The organism is Nocardiopsis tropica, assembly GCF_042660575.1.
Classification (GTDB): Bacteria; Actinomycetota; Actinomycetes; order Streptosporangiales; family Streptosporangiaceae; genus Nocardiopsis; species Nocardiopsis tropica.
The window spans coordinates 12,667-29,431 of sequence record NZ_JBHSUF010000005.1 but is presented as its reverse complement, the minus strand read 5'-3'; the positions used below and the strand labels follow the sequence as shown (position 1 = coordinate 29,431).

Annotated in this window: 13 protein-coding genes and 1 tRNA gene; 4 read left to right on the top strand and 10 right to left on the bottom strand. The window is 71.9% G+C overall.

Translation table 11 applies throughout. From position 1 onward, the window contains the following. Positions 1-139: 139 nt before the first annotated feature. Complete coding sequence (locus tag ACFQBR_RS09415; RefSeq protein WP_267946569.1) at positions 140-1,507, bottom strand: cystathionine beta-synthase; 1,368 nt, start codon at positions 1,505-1,507, stop codon at positions 140-142. Positions 1,508-1,882: 375 nt separating this feature from the next. Between ACFQBR_RS09415 and ACFQBR_RS09410 the strand changes: the two genes are divergently transcribed. The 3 genes from ACFQBR_RS09410 to ACFQBR_RS09400 all read left to right on the top strand — a co-directional run bounded on the left by ACFQBR_RS09410 (position 1,883) and on the right by ACFQBR_RS09400 (position 4,863). Continuing rightward, positions 1,883-2,935, top strand: a complete 1,053-nt coding sequence (locus tag ACFQBR_RS09410) for an SGNH/GDSL hydrolase family protein (RefSeq protein ID WP_344183447.1) — start codon at positions 1,883-1,885, stop codon at positions 2,933-2,935. 143 nt (positions 2,936-3,078) lie between these two features. Then, the gene (locus tag ACFQBR_RS09405; protein WP_344183449.1) at positions 3,079-4,299 is read left to right on the top strand and encodes an acetyl-CoA C-acetyltransferase; all 1,221 of its coding nucleotides are present in this window, start codon (positions 3,079-3,081) and stop codon (positions 4,297-4,299) included. Between the two features lie 312 nt (positions 4,300-4,611). Next, a complete protein-coding gene (locus ACFQBR_RS09400; protein WP_267946572.1) occupies positions 4,612-4,863 on the top strand; it encodes a DUF4287 domain-containing protein in 252 nt (83 codons plus the stop codon). Positions 4,864-4,981: 118 nt separating this feature from the next. Here ACFQBR_RS09400 and ACFQBR_RS09395 read toward each other — a convergent pair whose 3' ends face one another. From ACFQBR_RS09395 to pruA, 3 genes are all read right to left on the bottom strand, one after another. Continuing rightward, the gene (locus ACFQBR_RS09395; protein ID WP_344183452.1) at positions 4,982-5,914 is read right to left on the bottom strand and encodes a Bax inhibitor-1/YccA family protein; all 933 of its coding nucleotides are present in this window, start codon (positions 5,912-5,914) and stop codon (positions 4,982-4,984) included. A 327-nt stretch (positions 5,915-6,241) separates the two neighbouring features. Then, on the bottom strand, positions 6,242-7,168 hold the full coding sequence (locus tag ACFQBR_RS09390) for a proline dehydrogenase family protein (protein WP_267946574.1): 927 nt from the start codon (positions 7,166-7,168) through the stop codon (positions 6,242-6,244). A gap of 146 nt (positions 7,169-7,314) precedes the next feature. Further along, positions 7,315-8,940: an L-glutamate gamma-semialdehyde dehydrogenase gene (pruA, locus tag ACFQBR_RS09385; protein ID WP_267946575.1), complete on the bottom strand. Its 1,626-nt coding sequence runs from the start codon at positions 8,938-8,940 to the stop codon at positions 7,315-7,317. Positions 8,941-9,082: 142 nt separating this feature from the next. On the opposite strand from pruA, the gene ACFQBR_RS09380 reads away from it, so the two are divergent. Then, positions 9,083-10,906 carry a helix-turn-helix domain-containing protein gene (locus ACFQBR_RS09380; RefSeq protein WP_344183454.1) on the top strand — a complete coding sequence of 608 codons (1,824 nt, stop codon included), beginning with the start codon at positions 9,083-9,085 and terminating at the stop codon, positions 10,904-10,906. 316 nt (positions 10,907-11,222) lie between these two features. Here the strand turns inward: ACFQBR_RS09380 and ACFQBR_RS09375 are convergent. The 6 genes from ACFQBR_RS09375 to eno form a co-directional block, all read right to left on the bottom strand. After that, positions 11,223-11,299: transfer RNA gene (locus tag ACFQBR_RS09375), tRNA-Leu, on the bottom strand. Positions 11,300-11,446: 147 nt separating this feature from the next. After that, a complete protein-coding gene (locus ACFQBR_RS09370) occupies positions 11,447-12,823 on the bottom strand; it encodes an NAD(P)/FAD-dependent oxidoreductase (RefSeq protein ID WP_267946577.1) in 1,377 nt (458 codons plus the stop codon). A 328-nt stretch (positions 12,824-13,151) separates the two neighbouring features. Beyond that, positions 13,152-14,150, bottom strand: coding sequence for a Ppx/GppA phosphatase family protein (locus ACFQBR_RS09365; RefSeq protein WP_267946578.1), 999 nt, complete (start codon positions 14,148-14,150; stop codon positions 13,152-13,154). Further along, a complete protein-coding gene (locus ACFQBR_RS09360) occupies positions 14,147-14,761 on the bottom strand; it encodes a DUF501 domain-containing protein (protein ID WP_267946579.1) in 615 nt (204 codons plus the stop codon). The genes ACFQBR_RS09365 and ACFQBR_RS09360 overlap by 4 nt, the downstream gene beginning before the upstream one ends. 88 nt (positions 14,762-14,849) lie before the next feature. Continuing rightward, positions 14,850-15,221 (bottom strand): FtsB family cell division protein, encoded by a 372-nt coding sequence (locus tag ACFQBR_RS09355; RefSeq protein WP_267946580.1) that lies wholly within the window; start codon positions 15,219-15,221, stop codon positions 14,850-14,852. A 183-nt stretch (positions 15,222-15,404) separates the two neighbouring features. Beyond that, positions 15,405-16,688 (bottom strand): phosphopyruvate hydratase, encoded by a 1,284-nt coding sequence (gene eno / locus ACFQBR_RS09350; protein WP_344183457.1) that lies wholly within the window; start codon positions 16,686-16,688, stop codon positions 15,405-15,407. Between the last annotated feature and the right edge of the window lie 77 nt (positions 16,689-16,765).

Sequence of the window (16,765 nt, the reverse complement as noted above, 5' to 3'; positions counted from 1 at the left end):
AGTGTCCGAGTATGCGTCGATATGCCCGGGACTCACACACCGGGGCCCCCGGACGCGTCGCGGAAGACGCGTCCGGGGGCCCCGGAGGCCCTGCGGTCGTTCGGCCGCCCGCCGGAGCGGGCGCGGCGGGCGCCGCCCGCTAGCCGGCCAGGTGGGCGAGCAGGTCCTGGCGGGTGAGAATGCCCACCGGCTTGCCGTCGCGCAGCACCACCAGGGCGCCGGAGCCGCGCAGCAGGCGCACGCAGTCGCTGACGGGCGTACCGGTTCCGACCGTGGCGAGCGGCTTGCCCATGTGCGTCTCGACCGCGTCGTCCAGCTGCGCCCGGCCGTCGAACAGCGCGTCCAGGAGGTCGCGCTCGGCGATGGAGCCGACCACCTCGGCGGCCATGACCGGGGGCTCCTCCTTCATGACGGGGAGCTGGGAGACGCCGTACTCCCGCATGATCGCGACCGCGGTGCCCACCGTCTCGTCCGGGTGGCTGTGCACGAAGTCGGGCAGCTCGCCGCCCTTCTCCCCGAGCACGTTGCCGGCCGTGGCCTCCTCCGTCTCGGCGGTCAGGAAGCCGTAGTCGGACATCCACTCGTCGTTGAAGATCTTGCCGAGGTACCCGCGCCCGCCGTCGGGGAGCAGCACGACGATGACGTCGTCGGGGCCCGCGTCCTTGGCCACGCGCAGCGCGGCCTCGACGGCCAGCCCGCAGGAGCCGCCCACCAGGAGGGCCTCCTCACGGGCGAGGCGGCGGGTCATCAGGAAGGAGTCCTTGTCGCTGACGGCCACGATCTCGTCGCACACGGAGGTGTCGTAGGTGCCGGGCCAGATGTCCTCGCCTACGCCCTCGACCAGGTACGGGCGGCCCGTGCCCCCGGAGTACACCGAGCCCTCGGGGTCGGCGCCGACGATCTTCACGGAGCCCCCGGAGACCTCCTTGAGGTACTTGCCGGTGCCGCTGATGGTCCCGCCGGTGCCGATGCCCGCGACGAAGTGGGTGATCCGGCCCTCGGTCTGGTCCCAGATCTCGGGGCCGGTCGCGTGGTAGTGCGACTCGGGGTTGTTCCGGTTCTCGTACTGGTTGGGCTTCCAGGCGCCGGGGATCTCGGCGGCCAGCCGGTCCGAGACCGAGTAGTAGGACTCGGGGTGCTCGGGGGCGACCGTGGTGGGGCACACCACGACCTCGGCCCCGTAGGCGCGGAGCACGGACAGCTTGTCCGGCCCGACCTTGTCCGGGCACACGAAGACGCAGCGGTAGCCCTTCTCCTGCGCGACGATCGCCAGGCCGATGCCGGTGTTGCCGGAGGTGGGCTCGACGATGGTCCCGCCGGGCCGGAGGTCCCCGCTCTTCTCCGCCGCCTCGACCATGCGGAGCGCGATGCGGTCCTTGACCGAGCCCCCCGGGTTGAAGTACTCGACCTTGGCCAGGATCGTCGGCGCGAGCCCCTCCGTGACCTTCCGCAACCGGACGAGAGGGGTGTCCCCCACCAGGTCGATCAGTGAGTCGTGTACCCGCACTTGTGCTCCCTCGGCATCGTGGCGACCGGGTCTTCGGCCCGCCTGGTCCTCGCCCCGGCGGCGAGTCCGGGGCCGTGGGCCGGTCCGGCCCGTCTCACCCCGACTCTAACGTTTCCCACCAGGGGGTTCGGCGGGCGGAATACGGCGCGGACCCGGTGCCCGCGCACGTCCGGGGGCGGCCCTCCGCCGAGGCCGCGGAGGGGCTGCCGGTGCGCACGGTGCGCGGACGGGGTCGCCCGGACGCCCGTTCCCCCTCACCCCGGGGTTCGGACGGTGTGCCGCCCGGGTACGTGACCCGGGGGTTCCCCGCCGGTAACCTCGCAGGTAACCGGCTCGCCCCAGGGCAGGCGGGTCCGAGGACTCGGAGGTCGTCCTGTGCTGCGAGCCGCACGCGCACGGCGGATCGCCGCTGCCACCGCGTTCGGTGGCGGCGGGCTCACACTCGTGGGGGGCGGCACGGTCGCCCTCCTCTACCTCCAGGCGAGGCTGGCCCGCCGCGCGGTCGGCACGACGCGGTGGGACCGGCCGGTCGTCAACGGCGTCTACGGCGGGGGCGGGGGCACGCCGCTCCGGATGCTGATGATGGGCGACTCCACCGCCGCCGGGTTCGCGGTCGCCAGGGCCGACCAGACCCCCGGCGTCCTGCTCGCCTCCGGGATCGCGGCGGCGTCGGAGCGCCCGGTCCGCCTGCGCTGCACGGCCTCCCCCGGCGCCACCTCCGCGAACCTGTCCGCCCAGGTCGAACGCGCACGGGCCCTGGAACCGGGTTCGCGCTACGACGTCGCGGTGGTCTTCATCGGCGCCAACGACGTCATCCGCCGCATCCGGCCCAACGACGCCGTCGCCCGGCTGCGCGAGACCGTGCAGGCCCTGGTCGGCCGGGGGACCGCCGTGGTCGTGGCGACCTGCCCGGACCTGGGCACGGTCCGCCCCATCGGCTGGCCGCTGCGCTCGATCGCCCGACGCGCCTCGCGACAGCTCGCCGCGGCGCAGACGATCGCCGTGACCGAGGTCGGCGGCCGCACCGTGTCCCTGAGCGACATCCTCTCCGACGACTTCCGGACGGACCCTTCATCGATGTTCGGGCCCGACCGATTTCATCCGTCAGCTCGCGGGTACGCGCAGGCCGCCTGCGCCGTCCTCCCCTCCGCATGCGCCGCCCTCGGGCTGCTCCCGGAACTGGAGGAGGCCCGTCGCACACGCGGCATCCTGCCGGTGGACCGGGCGGCCGTGGTCGCCGCCGAGACCCCGGGCACGGAGGTCTCGCGCGCGGCGTCCCACGTCGACGGACAGGCGCCGGGGACGCGCGGGCGCTGGGCCGCGCTCATCCGGAGCCCCTTCCGGCTGCGGGCGAACGGCGACCGCGAGGAGCGCCCCGCGGAGTTGGGGGCGGGGGACGCCGGACGGCCTTCGGACGAGCCCTCCTGAACGCCGACCCCGGGTGGCGGGCGGAGGCCCCGGACGGGTTTACTGGTCGGTAACAAGACATGCTGTGACCTGTCCCGGCGCGCCGACCGCCGGGTCCGGACCCACAGCCCGCACGCAGCACCTCAACGATAGGGACGAAGCCCATGCCCGAAGCAGTCATCGTCGCCACAGCCCGTTCCCCGATCGGCCGCGCCTTCAAGGGCTCGCTCAAGGACATCCGCCCGGACGACCTGACCGCCCAGATCATCGGCGCCGCCCTGGCCAAGGTGCCCCAGCTCGACCCCTCGGGCATCGACGACCTGATGCTCGGCTGCGGCCTGCCCGGCGGCGAGCAGGGCTTCAACATGGCCCGCATCGTGGCCGTCCAGCTCGGCCTGGACACCGTCCCCGGCACCACCGTGACGCGCTACTGCTCCTCCTCGCTCCAGACGACCCGGATGGCCTACCACGCCATCAAGGCGGGCGAGGGCGACGTGTTCGTCTCCGCCGGCGTCGAGACCGTCAGCCGCTTCGCCCACGGCAGCAGCGACAACCCGCAGAACGAGAACCCGCTCTTCGCCGACGCCAAGGCGCGCACCGAGAAGCGCAAGGAGGGCGGCGCCGCGGCCTGGACCGACCCGCGCGAGGAGGGCGCGCTGCCCGACGCCTACATCGAGATGGGCCAGACCGCCGAGAACGTCGCCCAGATCACCGGCGTCTCCCGGCAGCGCCAGGACGAGTTCGCGGTGCGCTCGCAGAACCTCGCCGAGAAGTCCCTCGACAACGGCTTCTGGGAGCGCGAGATCACCCCGGTGACCCTGCCCGACGGCACCGTGGTCAGCACCGACGACGGCATCCGCCGCGGCACCACCTACGAGAAGGTCGCCGGCCTCAAGCCGGTGTTCCGCCCCGACGGCACCGTCACCGCGGGCAACGCCTGCCCCCTCAACGACGGCGCCTCCGCCGTGGTCGTCATGAGCGACACCAGGGCGGCGCAGCTGGGCATCACCCCGCTGGCCCGCATCGTGTCCACCGGCGTGACCGGCCTGAGCCCGGAGATCATGGGCCTGGGCCCGGTCGAGGCCTCCCGGCAGGCCCTCGCCCGTGCCAACATGGCCATCGGCGACATCGACCTGGTCGAGATCAACGAGGCCTTCGCCGCGCAGGTGCTGCCCTCCGCCGACCAGCTGGGCATCGACATCGACGGCACCCTCAACGTCAACGGCGGCGGCATCGCGGTCGGCCACCCGTTCGGCAGCACCGGCGCCCGCATCACCGGCACCCTGATCAACGGCCTCCAGTTCCACGACAGGACGTTCGGTCTGGAGACCATGTGCGTCGGCGGCGGCCAGGGCATGGCGGCGATCTTCGAGCGCCTCAGCTAGGCCTTCCCGGGGGCCGGCCGCGCCGGCCCCGCCGAGGTTCCCCGTCCCCCTCCTCACATCGGGGGAGGACGGGGAACCTTCGTGCATATGTGGGCATTTGCGACACTTCACCCATGGACGTCGAAGGGCTTCCCCTTCGCCGGACCACGGGCGATTACGCACCTGCACATCCGCGATCGTCTGTCATTAGGCTCCGGGCAAACGTTCCCGCACCGGCAAGGTAAAAGCTGGCGACCGGGTCTTGTCCGGAACGTGTTCCTGATGCAGGGTCGCAGGTAAGTGCCACACACCACAGCGCTGCCGGAGGTGCCTATGTCGGTAACCCACTCGCCGGAGGTCCACGCCAAGCTCATCGAACGCATCCCGGTCGTCACCGGCCGGGGACTCCACGAGTGGTTCGCCGCCCTCGACAAGGGACCGGGACTGCTCCGCTGCCAGGACAGGTCCAACTGGCTCGCGGACGAGTACGAGCTCCCCCAGTGGTATGCGCAGGCCATCGTGCTGGAGCACGACCGCCGCCGCAGGAACCGTTCGATCCCCGCACCGCGCGGCGAGAACGCCTGACCACGGGTCCCGCGTCCGAACACCGCACGCGACACGACGAAGGGGCCGCCACCCGGAACACCCGGGTGGCGGCCCCTCGCCACGCGACGAAAACCTGTCGGCCGCCGGCCGACGGTCGCTACTCGGCGAAGATCGTCTTGATCATCCAGAGCAGGCGCAGGATCTCGATGTAGAGCCAGACCAGGGAGACGGTCAGGCCGAAGGCGAACTGCCAGGCGAACTTGTCGGGGATCCCGGCGTTCAGGCCCTCCTCGATGCCCCGGAACTCCAGAGCGAGGGTGCAGGCCGCGATGACGACGAACACGAGGCCGACGACCAGGCCCAGCGGGCTGGGCTCGCGGATGCCGATGCCGCCGGAGATGAAGAAGCTGGCCACGAAGTTCACCAGCATGAGCGCGGCCGCGCCCAGGGTGGCGTACATGACGACCTTCATGAAGCCGTCGGTCACCTTGATGATGCGGAACTTGTACAGCGCCAGCATCACGGCGAACACGACGACCGTGCCCAGGACCGCCTGGGTCACGAGGGCGCCGCCCGCGCCCGCGTCACCGGTCGTCGCCTCCAGGGACGAGGCCAGGAGCGCGGAGAGCCCGCCGACGAGCAGACCCTCCAGGGCCGCGTAGGCGAGGATCGCGACGGGGTTGGTGATCTGCTTGAAGGCGATGACCAGCCCGAGCACCAGGCCGCCGAGGGCGCCGACGATCATCAGGCCCATGGTGAGGCCCGGGGCGAAGGGGTCGAAGAGGAAGTAGTTGACGACGGCGAAGAGCGCGACGACACCGAGGGTCATCCCGGTGCGCACGACGACGTCGTCGATGGTCATCCGCTGGCCGCCGGCGCCCTGGACGGGACCGCCCGGGTACCCCTGCTGCGGGTAGCCCTGCTGGGGGTAACCCTGCTGGGGGTACTGCTGGCCGTAGCCCTGCTGCGGGTACGGTTGTCCGTACCCCGGCTGACCGTAGCCCTGCTGACCGTACCCCTGGTGGGGGGCCCCGGCCGGGGCCTGCTGAAGTGCCCGCTTGAGGACGGGGTTGGAACTCCGCATCCGCATGTCTAGTAATGGCCTTTCACGCGTGGATTGCTGCCCACAAGGTAACGTACGGGACCGACACGGGGTTCCGCAGGACAGGTCACCGTTGGGAAACGGGGCGGGCCGCCGACGGCGGTGCCGCATCGCGCGGAAGAGGCCCCTCCCGGGCCGGCCGCTGCGGGACCGCGGCCCCGGGCGCGGCCGTGCCACACCCGTCCGCAGGCCCCGCGTTCGATCGTCGGAGCCCCGGCAGCGCACGTGGTCGCCCCGGGGCCCGTGTCGTCCGGACAGCACCCGGGCCCGTGGCCGGGATGCCGTCCGGCCACGGGCCCGGGGTCGAACGCCGGGCTAGTTGCGGGTCACCAGCGAGCGTGCCAGGAAGAGCACGTTGGCCGGGCGCTCCGCCAGGCGCCGCATGTAGTAGCCGTACCACTCGGTGCCGTACGGCATGTAGACGCGCATCCTCTTGCCCTCGGCGGCGAGGCGGACCTGCTCGGCGTCGCGGATCCCGTAGAGCATCTGGTACTCGTAGTCGTCCGCCGAACGGCCGTTGGCCTCGGCCAGGGAGCCGGCGATGGCGACCATGCGCGGGTCGTGCGAGGCGACCATGGGGTAGCCGTCGCCCTCCATGAGGACGCGCAGCGCGCGCACGTACGCCTTGTCGACCTCGGCCTTGTCGCGGTACGCGACCGAGGCGGGCTCGTCGTAGGCGCCCTTGCACAGGCGCACGCGCGAACCGGCGCCGCTCAGGTCGCGGCAGTCCGCGACGGTGCGGCGCAGGTAGGCCTGGAGCACCGCGCCAGTGGACGGGAAGTCCTCGCGCAGCTCCCGCAGGATCCCCAGGGTGGAGTCGACCGTGGTGTGGTCCTCCATGTCGAAGGTGACCGTGGTGCCGATCGCCTTGGCCGCCTCGGCGATCTCGCGGGCGTTCTCCAGGGCGATCTTCTCGCCGTCCCTGTCGAGGAACTGGCCCACGGCCGAGAGCTTGACCGACACCTCGGCCCGGTCCCCGAGACCGGCCTCGCCGAGCGCGGCGAGCAGGTCCCGGTAGGCGGTCACCGTCGCCGCGGCCTGCGCGGCGTCGGCGGTGTCCTCCCCCAGGAAGTCCAGGGTGACGTAGCGGTCCCTGGTCAGGTCCTCGATCGCGGGGAGGGCCTCCTCCATGGTGGAGCCCGCCACGAACCTGTGGACCATGGCCCGGGTCATGGGGGTGCGCTCGACGACGGTGCGGACCTTCGCGGACCTGGCGGCGAGCAGAAGGGGCTTACGAAGCATGGTGACCTCGAAGAAGACGTGCGCGGGCCTGTGGACCCGCGCGGACGGGGCAGCGGCCGGGGGGTGTCCCCGCGGTGCCGGTGGATTCCTCGGGGGGCTGGAGGGGTCCGCACCCCCTCAGGACGGGAGGGGGTGCGGAACCGTGGCTACCCCTGGTGGGGGTAGGAGGAGACCGTCGGCGCGACGAACGTCTCCTTGATGGCGCGCGGGCTGGACCAGCGGGACAGGTTCTGCGCGGAACCGGCCTTGTCGTTGGTGCCGGAGGCGCGTCCGCCGCCGAACGGCTGCTGGCCCACGATGGAGCCGGTCGGCCGGTCGTTGACGTAGAAGTTGCCCGCCGAGAACCGCAGCGCCTCGGTGGCCCTGGCGATCGCGGAGCGGTCCTTGGCCAGGACCGCGCCGGTCAGGGCGTAGGCGGAGCCCTCGTCGACGATCTTGAGGATGTCGTCGAACTCGTCGTCCTCGTACACGTGGACGGCGATGACCGGGCCGAAGTACTCGGTGCGGAACACGTCGTTGGTCGGGTCCGTGCCCTCGATGATGGTCGGGCGCACGAAGTAGCCGACGGAGTCGTCGGCGGTCCCGCCGGCGATGATCTCCAGGGTCGGGTCGGACTCGGCGTCCTTCAGGACCTTGGCCAGCTTGTCGAAGGAGCGGCGGTCGATGACGGCGCCGATGAAGTTCGACAGGTCGGTCACGTCGCCCATCGTCAGGGCCTCGGTCTCGGCGACCAGGTCGTCGCGCACCTGCTCCCACACGGAGCGGGCGACGAAGGCGCGCGAGGCGGCCGAGCACTTCTGGCCCTGGTACTCGAAGGCGCCGCGGACGATCGCGGTGCGCAGGACCTCGGGGTCGGCGGAGGAGTGCGCGACGATGAAGTCCTTGCCGCCGGTCTCGCCGACGATGCGCGGGTAGCTGCGGTAGGAGGAGATGTTCTCGCCGACGCTCTTCCACAGGTGCTGGAAGGTCTTGGTCGAGCCCGTGAAGTGCACACCGGCGAGCTCGGGGTCGTTGAGGGCGACGTCGGAGACGGCGAGGCCGTCACCGGTGACCATGTTGATGACGCCCGGGGGCATCCCGGCCTCCTCCAGGAGGCGCATGGTCAGCTCGGCGGCGAACTGCTGGGTCGGGGAGGGCTTCCACACGACCACGTTGCCCATCAGGGCCGGGGCGGTGGGGAGGTTGCCCGCGATGGCGGTGAAGTTGAAGGGGGTGATCGCGTAGACGAACCCCTCCAGCGGGCGCTGCTCCATGCGGTTCCACACGCCGCGGACGCTCAGGGGCTGCTGGGCGATCAGCTCGCGGGCGTAGGAGACGTTGAAGCGCCAGAAGTCGATGAGCTCGCAGGCCGCGTCGATCTCCGCCTGCTGGGCGGTCTTGGACTGGCCGAGCATGGTGGCGGCGTTGATGGTGGCGCGCCAGGGGCCGGCGAGCAGGTCGGCGGCGCGCAGGAGGATGGCGGCGCGGTCGTCGAAGGACATCGCGCGCCACGCCGGGGCGGCGGCCTTGGCCGCGGCGACGGCGGCGCGGGCGTCGTCGTGGGTCGCGTTGCGCATGGTGCCCAGGACGGCGGCGTGACGGTGCGGCTGCACGACGTCGATGGGCTCTCCGCCGCCCATGCGGCTCTCGCCGTTGATGCGCATCGGAAGGTCGATGCTCTCCTTGCCGAGCTCCTCCAGCTTGGCGACGAGCTCTTCGCGCTCGGCGCTGCCGGGCGCGTAGGACAGAACGGGTTCGTTCTGCGGCAGCGGGACGTTGGTCACGGCGTCCATGGGCACCTCCCCAGTTAAGAATGTCCCTGAAACGAGCAGGGTTGAGCTGACTCAACGCTCTCAGAACAAGACCGTGCGAACCTTGTGGGGCAGGCCACTCTTTGCCCGCCTTATTTGTTCACTGGGACAAAATGGGACTCATATGAGCACTGACACCCCACCACCGGGCCCCTTCCACCCCTCTGACGGCGAACCGCACCGGACGGAAGTGCGGACGAGCGTCTTCGCAGGTCACTCCGCCCACGACGAGGAGGGTTCCACCGGGGTGCCCCTGCGCAGACTGCTGCTGGCCCTGGGCGACCCCGTCGCGGACGTCGCGGCCGCGCCGGGGGGTCTTGATGTCCAGGTGGACAATGTCGTCATCCTCGATCCGGAGGACCGCGCGGAGGTCCGCGAGGGCGACCTGGTGCTGCTGATCGGCGCGCGCGGAGCGGCCGCGCGCCGGCTCGTCCGGACGCTGGCCGAGCAGGGCGCCACGGCGGTCGCCGTCAAGACCGGCGGGCATCCCCAGGACGAGGCGCCGTCGTCGGGCGGCCGGGCGGGGCGGCCCAGGCCGGGCGCGACCGATGAGCTCCAGGCGCTGCGGAGCGAGGCGCGCGAGGCGGGGATCGCCCTGCTGGCGGTCCGCGCGGAGGTGCGGTGGGACCAGTTGCAGGCGGTCTGCCAGAGCATCGTGGACGACGCCCGGCTGACCGCCGTCGAGGACCTGGGCGAGTCCAGCGGCGACCTGTTCTCGATGGCGCAGACGATCGCCCAGCTGACCGGTGGCCTGGTGAGCATCGAGGACGCGGCCAGCCGGGTGCTGGCCTACTCCAGCGGCGCGGAGGTGGACGAGCTGCGGCGGCTGTCGGTGCTGGGCAGGCGTGGACCGGAGTCGTACCTGGCGCTGCTGCGCGAGTGGGGTGTGTTCGCCAAGCTGCGTGCCGGCGAGGAGGTGGTGCGCATCGAGGAGCACCCCGACCTGGGCATCCGCCGCCGCCTGGCGGTGGGCATCCACGCCGGACGGCAGCCGCTCGGGGCGATCTGGGTGCAGGAGGGCGCGAGCCCGCTGGCGGAGAACGCCGAGGAGGCGCTGCTGGGGGCCGCCCGCACCACCGCGCTGCAGATGATCAGGCAGCGCAGCCAGGCCAGTGCGGGGTTGCGGCTCCGCGAGGACCTCCTGTCGAGCCTGCTGGAGGGGAGGATCGACGCGGGGGCCCTGGCCGACACGGTGGAGGTGCACGCCGACCGCGGCGCGCTGGTGGTGGCGTTCTCGCTGCTGGAGGCTCCGGACGGAGCCGGCGAGGAGCGTCCCGACCGGCCCGCCCGCGAGCTGCGCCGGCGCCGGATGATCGACCTGGTGTCGGTGCACACCGCCGCGTACCGCCGCAGCGCCCTGGTGACGGAGCTGGGCGGCCGGGTGTACGTGCTGCTGCCGGACCTGGAGCGCGGCAGGGAGGGGTGGCGGGGGGTGGAGCAGTCGGTGCTGGCACTCACGCGCAAGACGGTGGCGGCGGCGCGCGCGGCCCTGGGGGCGCGGGTGCAGGGGGCGGTGGGGTCGCTGATGGAGCGGCTGGCGGACGTGCCGGACTCGCGCGCCGAGGCCGACCGCGTGCTGGACGCGATGGGCCGCGACCTGGAGCGGCACCTGGACTGGGAGGTGGCGACCATCTCCGACGTGCGCTCGCGGGTGCTGATCGGCGAGACGCTGGCCCGGTTGCGGGAGGACCCGTCCCTGCGCGACCCGAGGGTGAGCCGGTTGATCGAGTACGACCGTGCGGGCGGCGCCGACCTGGTGCACTCGCTGCTGGCCTACCTGGAGGCGTTCGGTGACGCGCGGGCGGCGGCGGAGCGGCTGCACATCCACCCCAACACCCTGAGGTACCGGGTGCGCAGGGCCGCCTCGGTGAGCGGGATCGACCTGGGCGACCCGGGAGAACGGCTGTTCACGCAGCTGCAGCTCCTCATGGAGCAGCAGACCCCGTAGCCCCACGCCCTGCCCGGGGGTGGCCGGTGCAAGCCGACCCCGCCCCAGGGGTTGCGAGTGAGGGCTCAACCCCGCCCCAGGGGGTTGTGCGTGAGGGCGCCGCCGGGGTGCTGCAGGACGAGTCAAGCCGCGAGCGAGGAACGAGCGACAGGCGCAGACGAGGACGAAGCACACCGGCCTCAAGGCGCCCGAACCCCGGGGCAAAGCGAAGCGGAGCCCCCAAGCAAGCACAGGGAGCACACCGGCCTCAAGGCGCCCGAACCCCGGGGCGAAGCGAAGCGGAGCCCCCAAACAGCAAGAGCCCCAAAAGCAACACTGGTACCCCCGGTCGGACTCGAACCGACACTTGTGACCCTTTTAGGGGGCCTGCCTCTTCCATTGGGCTACGAGGGCGAACCCATCATACCGGCCGGGTCGATTGCCCACTTTGCTTTGGCTTGGCCGGTTATGGTCACGAAAAGACCGGCTCCCCTGGGGAAACCGGTCGTTTCGTGTGTTCGGGCTGGGCCGCGCGGGCGGGAGTCGCGCGACCGGGCCGGATCAGCTGACCCGGCGGAGTCGGCCGTCCTCGATCTGCGGCCGGCTGGCCTCCTCGAAGGCCTGGCGGGGCTCGGCCATCTCCGGGAGCGCGGCGAAGTCGCGGCGCAGGAAGAGGGCGAGCGTCCAGTCCGACAGCACGCGCATCTTGCGGTTGAAGGTCGGGACCGCGAACAGGTGGTAGGCCCGGTGGGCGTACCAGGCGAGGCGGCCGTTCAGCTTGATCACGCCGAACAGCTGGGCGGCGCCCTTGTGCAGGCCCAGCCCGGCGACCGCGCCGAGGTTCTTGTGCTTGTAGGCCTTGAGCTCGGTGTTGCGCAGCGAGGCGATCACGTTGTCGGCGAGCACCGGCGCCTGGCGGACCGCGTTCTGGGCGTTGGGCGGGTAGTAGCCGCCGTTCCCGTCGGGGACCTGGGCGTTGTCGCCGCCGGCGAAGGCGTTCTCCACGCCGTTGACGGTGAGGAACTCGCTCGTGTCCACGTGGCCCTTGGGCCCGAGGGGCAGGTCGCTGGCGGCGACGACCGGGCTGGGCTTGACGCCCGCGGTCCACACGAGGGTGCCCGCGTCGAACTCGGTGCCGTCGCTGAGCTTGATGTGCTGGTCGGCCGCCGACTCCAGGAAGGTCTTGAGCCGGACGTCGATGCCGCGGCGGCGCAGCTGGTTGAGGGCCTTGTTCCCGACCTCGGGGCCGACCTCGGGCAGGATCTTGTCGGCCGCCTCGATGAGGTAGAACCGCACGTCGTCGAGGTCGATCGACTGGTGGAGGCGGACCGCGTCGCGGACCATGTCCTCCAGCTCGGCGATGGCCTCGGCGCCGGCGAACCCGCCGCCGACGAAGACGAAGTTGAGCGCCTTGCGCCGGGTGGCCTCGTCGTCGGTGGAGTCGGCGATGGTGAGCTGGTTGAGGACGTGGTTGCGGAGGTAGGCGGCCTCCTCCACGGTCTTGATCCCGATGCCCCACTCGGCCAGGCCGGGGATGGGCAGGGTGCGCGAGACGGCGCCCGCGGCCATCACGAGGTGGTCGTAGGCGATGGTCTCGGGCTCGCCGACGTTGGGCTCGTAGCGGACCTGGCGGTCGGCGTGGTCGATGCGCACGACGCGCCCGCCCAGGACGCGGACCCGGTCGAAGACCTTGCGCAGCGGGACGACGACGTGGCGCGGCGAGATGTTGCCGGACGCGGTCTCGGGCAGGAAGGGCTGGTAGGTCATGTAGGAGTTGGGGTCGATGACGGTGATCCGCGCCTCGCCCGCCCCGAGCTTCTTCTCCAGCCGCCTCGCGGTGTACATCCCGAGGTAACCGCCGCCGACGATGAGGATGTGCGGGATCTCCGCTTCGTCCCCTCCGCCGTGTACCAGCCGGTAGTTCCTGCTCTCGGTCATCGCATATCCGCCCTAAAGGTTTCTGTCGCGCCCGTCCGGGGCCGCGAAGGTCTCGCGGTCTCCGGTCGCCCGCTCTCGCGTTCCAGCGGGGCACCACCCCGTCGTGGTGGGTACCCGTACTTTTCGGGTGGTGCTTGTGCATTCTTTCACAAGCACCTACCGACAGAGAAGGTTCACATCTGATCACCTTCCGACCACTTGCCCACCTGCATGCCTTGCGTTTATGCAGGTCAGAGTGGTTGTGAAAGCATTCACAAGGGTCTTCCGCAGTGATGCGTCTCACCCGGGGGACCCTGTTCGGGGGTCCCGAAAGGCCCTTGCGGAACGCCTACGCCTGGACCACGAGGCTCCAGGCGACACCGTCCAGGATGTCGTGCTCACTCGTCGTGAACGCGTCCGCCCCCGTGCGGGCGAGCACCCGCGACAGGACGAGCGCGCCCGCGCCGATCACGTCCACCCGGCCGGGGTGCATGACGCCGATCTCCGCACGCTCCGCCGAGGTCGCCGCGAGCAGCTCCCCGGTGATGCGGTCGAGGTCCGCCGCCCCCACGCGGGAGTGGTGGATCCGCTCCGGGTCGTAGGCGGGCAGGTCCAGGGCGATACCGGCGACCGTGGTCGCGGTTCCCGCGACGCACACCACCGATCCCGCCTCGCGCAGGGGCACGACCCGCTCGACCTCGTCGAGCGCCGCGTCGATGTCGGCGGTGGCCGCCGCGATCTGCTCCGCCGTGGGCGGGTCGTCGCGCAGGTGCCGCTCGGTCATGCGCACGCAGCCGATGTCCACCGACAGCGCCGCGCGGACCAGCTCGCCCTTCTCGGCCTCCTCCGGGCCCGTCCCCAGGACGAACTCGGTGGAGCCGCCCCCGATGTCCACCACCAGGAACGGCGGGGCGGGCTCGCTTGTTCCCCCCTCGGCCGCCTCGGCGTCGAACTCGGCCGTGGCCCCCACGAACGAGAGCTCTGCCTCGTCCAGGCCCGTGACCACCTCGGGCTCCACCCCGAGGATCTCGCGGACCCCGTCGATGAACACCTGGCGGTTGGCCGCGTCCCGGGTCGCGCTGGTGGCGACCATGCGCACCGCGTCCGGCCCCAGGGCGATGCCGTGCGCCTCGATGGCCTCGGCGTAGCCGCGGAGCGCCTCGAAGGTCCGCTCCAGCGCCTCGGGGGAGAACTCGCCGGTCCGGTCGACGCCCTCGCCCAGCCGCACGATCTCCATGCGCCGGTCGACGTCGACCACCTGGACCTCGTCGCCGTCGATGTGGACCACGTCGGCGATCAGCATCCTGATGGAATTGGTTCCGCAGTCGATGGCCGCGACACCGCTCATGACCCGTTCCCCTCACTGCCCTCTCGGGCGTCCTCGTCGACGCACACGCACGGTCCCCTGTCCCACCACTGCGGGAGCTCCTCCAGCGCCTCGGCGCCGAAGGGGTTGGTTCCCGGCGCGGCGAGCTCATGGCCGACCAGCGCGTGCAGGCACTTGACCCGGGTGGGCATGCCGCCGGTGCTCTGCATCCCCTCGGGGAGCGGCTCGACCCCGTCCAGGCGCGCCTGCTCGGCCCGCTCCTCGATGTAGGACTCGTGGGCCCTGGTGTAGGCCTCGGCGAGCCCCGGGTCCGTCGCGAGCCGGTCCTGCATCTCGCGCATGCGGCCGGAGTTCTCCATCCGGCCGATGGCCGACGCCGCGCGCGGGCACGTCAGGTAGTACAGCGTCGGGAAGGGGGTGCCGTCCTCCAGGCGGGGCGCGGTGCGCACCACGTCGGGGAGCCCGCACGGGCAGCGGTGCGCGACCCCGCGCACCCCGCGCGGGGTGCGGCCCAGCTGGAGTTCGATGGCGGCGATGTCGCGTGCGGCGACCGGGTTCTCGGAGTGCCCCTCGGGAGGGGCGCCCGCCGGTCCGGCGGCGCGCCCGGGCACGGGCTGATCAGCGGAAGTCATGGCGAACCCAGCATAGGGCCGCCCCCGCACCCCTGCCGCCCGCGGGGGGCGGGCCCCGGCCGGGACCCGCCACGCGCCCCGGGGCGGGTCAGAGCCCGTCGTCGGGCGGCGGGCTGTCCGCCTCCTCGACCGAGCGCCACAGCGTGGTGAACCACGGCTCGCTGGGACCGGTCTCGGCCTCGTCGTCGTCCTCGGAGTCCGGCGGGATGACGATGTAGGCGGTCTCGCCGGGGTACTGGTAGTGGAGCCGCGCGCGGGCCTCCCGTTCGACGTATTCGTCCTGGGTGAGCTCCCGCTCGCGCTCGCGCAGGTCGAGCACGCTCTCCTCCATGCGCGCGCGGTCCTCCTGGAGCTGGGCGATCTGCGCCCGCTGCGCGACGTACTCGCGCAGCGGGTAGGCCAGGCTCAGTGCGATCACGCACACCACGAGGGCCAGGATCGCCGCACGGCTGGTGAGCATGGGCCGCACCCCGCCGGTGGTGCGGCCCGTGCCCTTCCCGGCCCCCCTGCCCTTGGCGGAGCCGGTTACGGCGCTCTTCCGCCCCGTCCTCCTCCGGGCAGCCCTGCCCGCCGGCCTGTCGGCTTTGGACGCCTTCCCGGCCTTTGGGGGCGGCTGCTTGGATTCGCGGGACACTGGGGCAGACTAGCCGCGCTTGGCGAAGCGCGGGAAGGCCGACACGCCCGCGTAGACGGCGGCGTCGTCCAGTTCCTCCTCGATGCGCAGGAGCTGGTTGTACTTGGCGACGCGCTCGCTGCGGGCCGGGGCGCCGGTCTTGATCTGGCCGGCGTTGGTGGCCACCGCGATGTCGGCGATCGTGGTGTCCTCGGTCTCGCCGGAGCGGTGGCTGATCATCGCCGTGTAGCCGCTGCGCTGGGCCATGGCGACCGCGTCCAGGGTCTCGGTCAGGGTGCCGATCTGGTTGACCTTGACCAGCAGCGAGTTGGCGGTGTCGGCGAGGATGCCGCGCTGGAGCCGCTCGGGGTTGGTGACGAACAGGTCGTCGCCGACCAGCTGGACCTTGTCGCCGAGCTCGGTGGTGAGGGCCTTCCAGCCCTCCCAGTCCTCCTCGTCGAGGGGGTCCTCGATCGAGACGAGCGGGTAGGCGTCGACCAGCTCCGCGTAGTACGCGGCCATGTCCGCGGAGGTGCGGGCCTTGCCCTCGAAGGTGTAGACGCCGTCGTTGAACAGCTCGGTGGCGGCCACGTCCAGGGCGAGCGCGATGTCGGTGCCGGGGGTGTAGCCGGCCTTCTCGATGGCCTCGACGATCAGGTCGAGGGCCGCGCGGTTGCTGTCCAGGTTGGGGGCGAAGCCGCCCTCGTCCCCCACGCCGGTGCCCAGGCCGTGGGCCTTCAGGACCGACTTGAGGGAGTGGTAGACCTCGGTCCCCCAGCGCAGCGCCTCGGAGAACGTGGGCGCGCCGATCGGGGCGACCATGAACTCCTGGATGTCGACGTTGCTGTCGGCGTGCGCGCCGCCGTTGAGGATGTTCATCATCGGCACGGGAAGCACGTGCGCGTTGGGACCGCCGATGTAGCGGAACAGCGGCAGCCCGGCCTCCTGGGCGGCGGCCCTGGCCACCGCCAGGGAGGCGCCCAGGATGGCGTTGGCGCCGATCCGGGACTTGTCCGGGGTGCCGTCCAGGTCGATGAGCGCGCGGTCGATGATGCGCTGCTCGTCGGGCGCGTGGCCGAGGAGCTCGTCGGCGATCTCGTCGTTGACGGCCGTCACGGCCTTGGTCACGCCCTTGCCGCCGTAGCGGTCTCCGCCGTCACGCAGTTCGACTGCCTCGAACTGGCCGGTGGACGCGCCGCTGGGGACTCCCGCGCGCGCGATGGTTCCGTCGTCGAGCAGAACCTCGACCTCGACCGTCGGGTTGCCCCGCGAGTCAAGGATCTCTCGCGCCTGTACTGCCTCGATGGACGCCACGGTCTCTCTCCGTCTCTTGGGGTTTCTCGGACCACTGGTTCAGGACCCGACACGAGACTAGCGACACCGACCGCCGC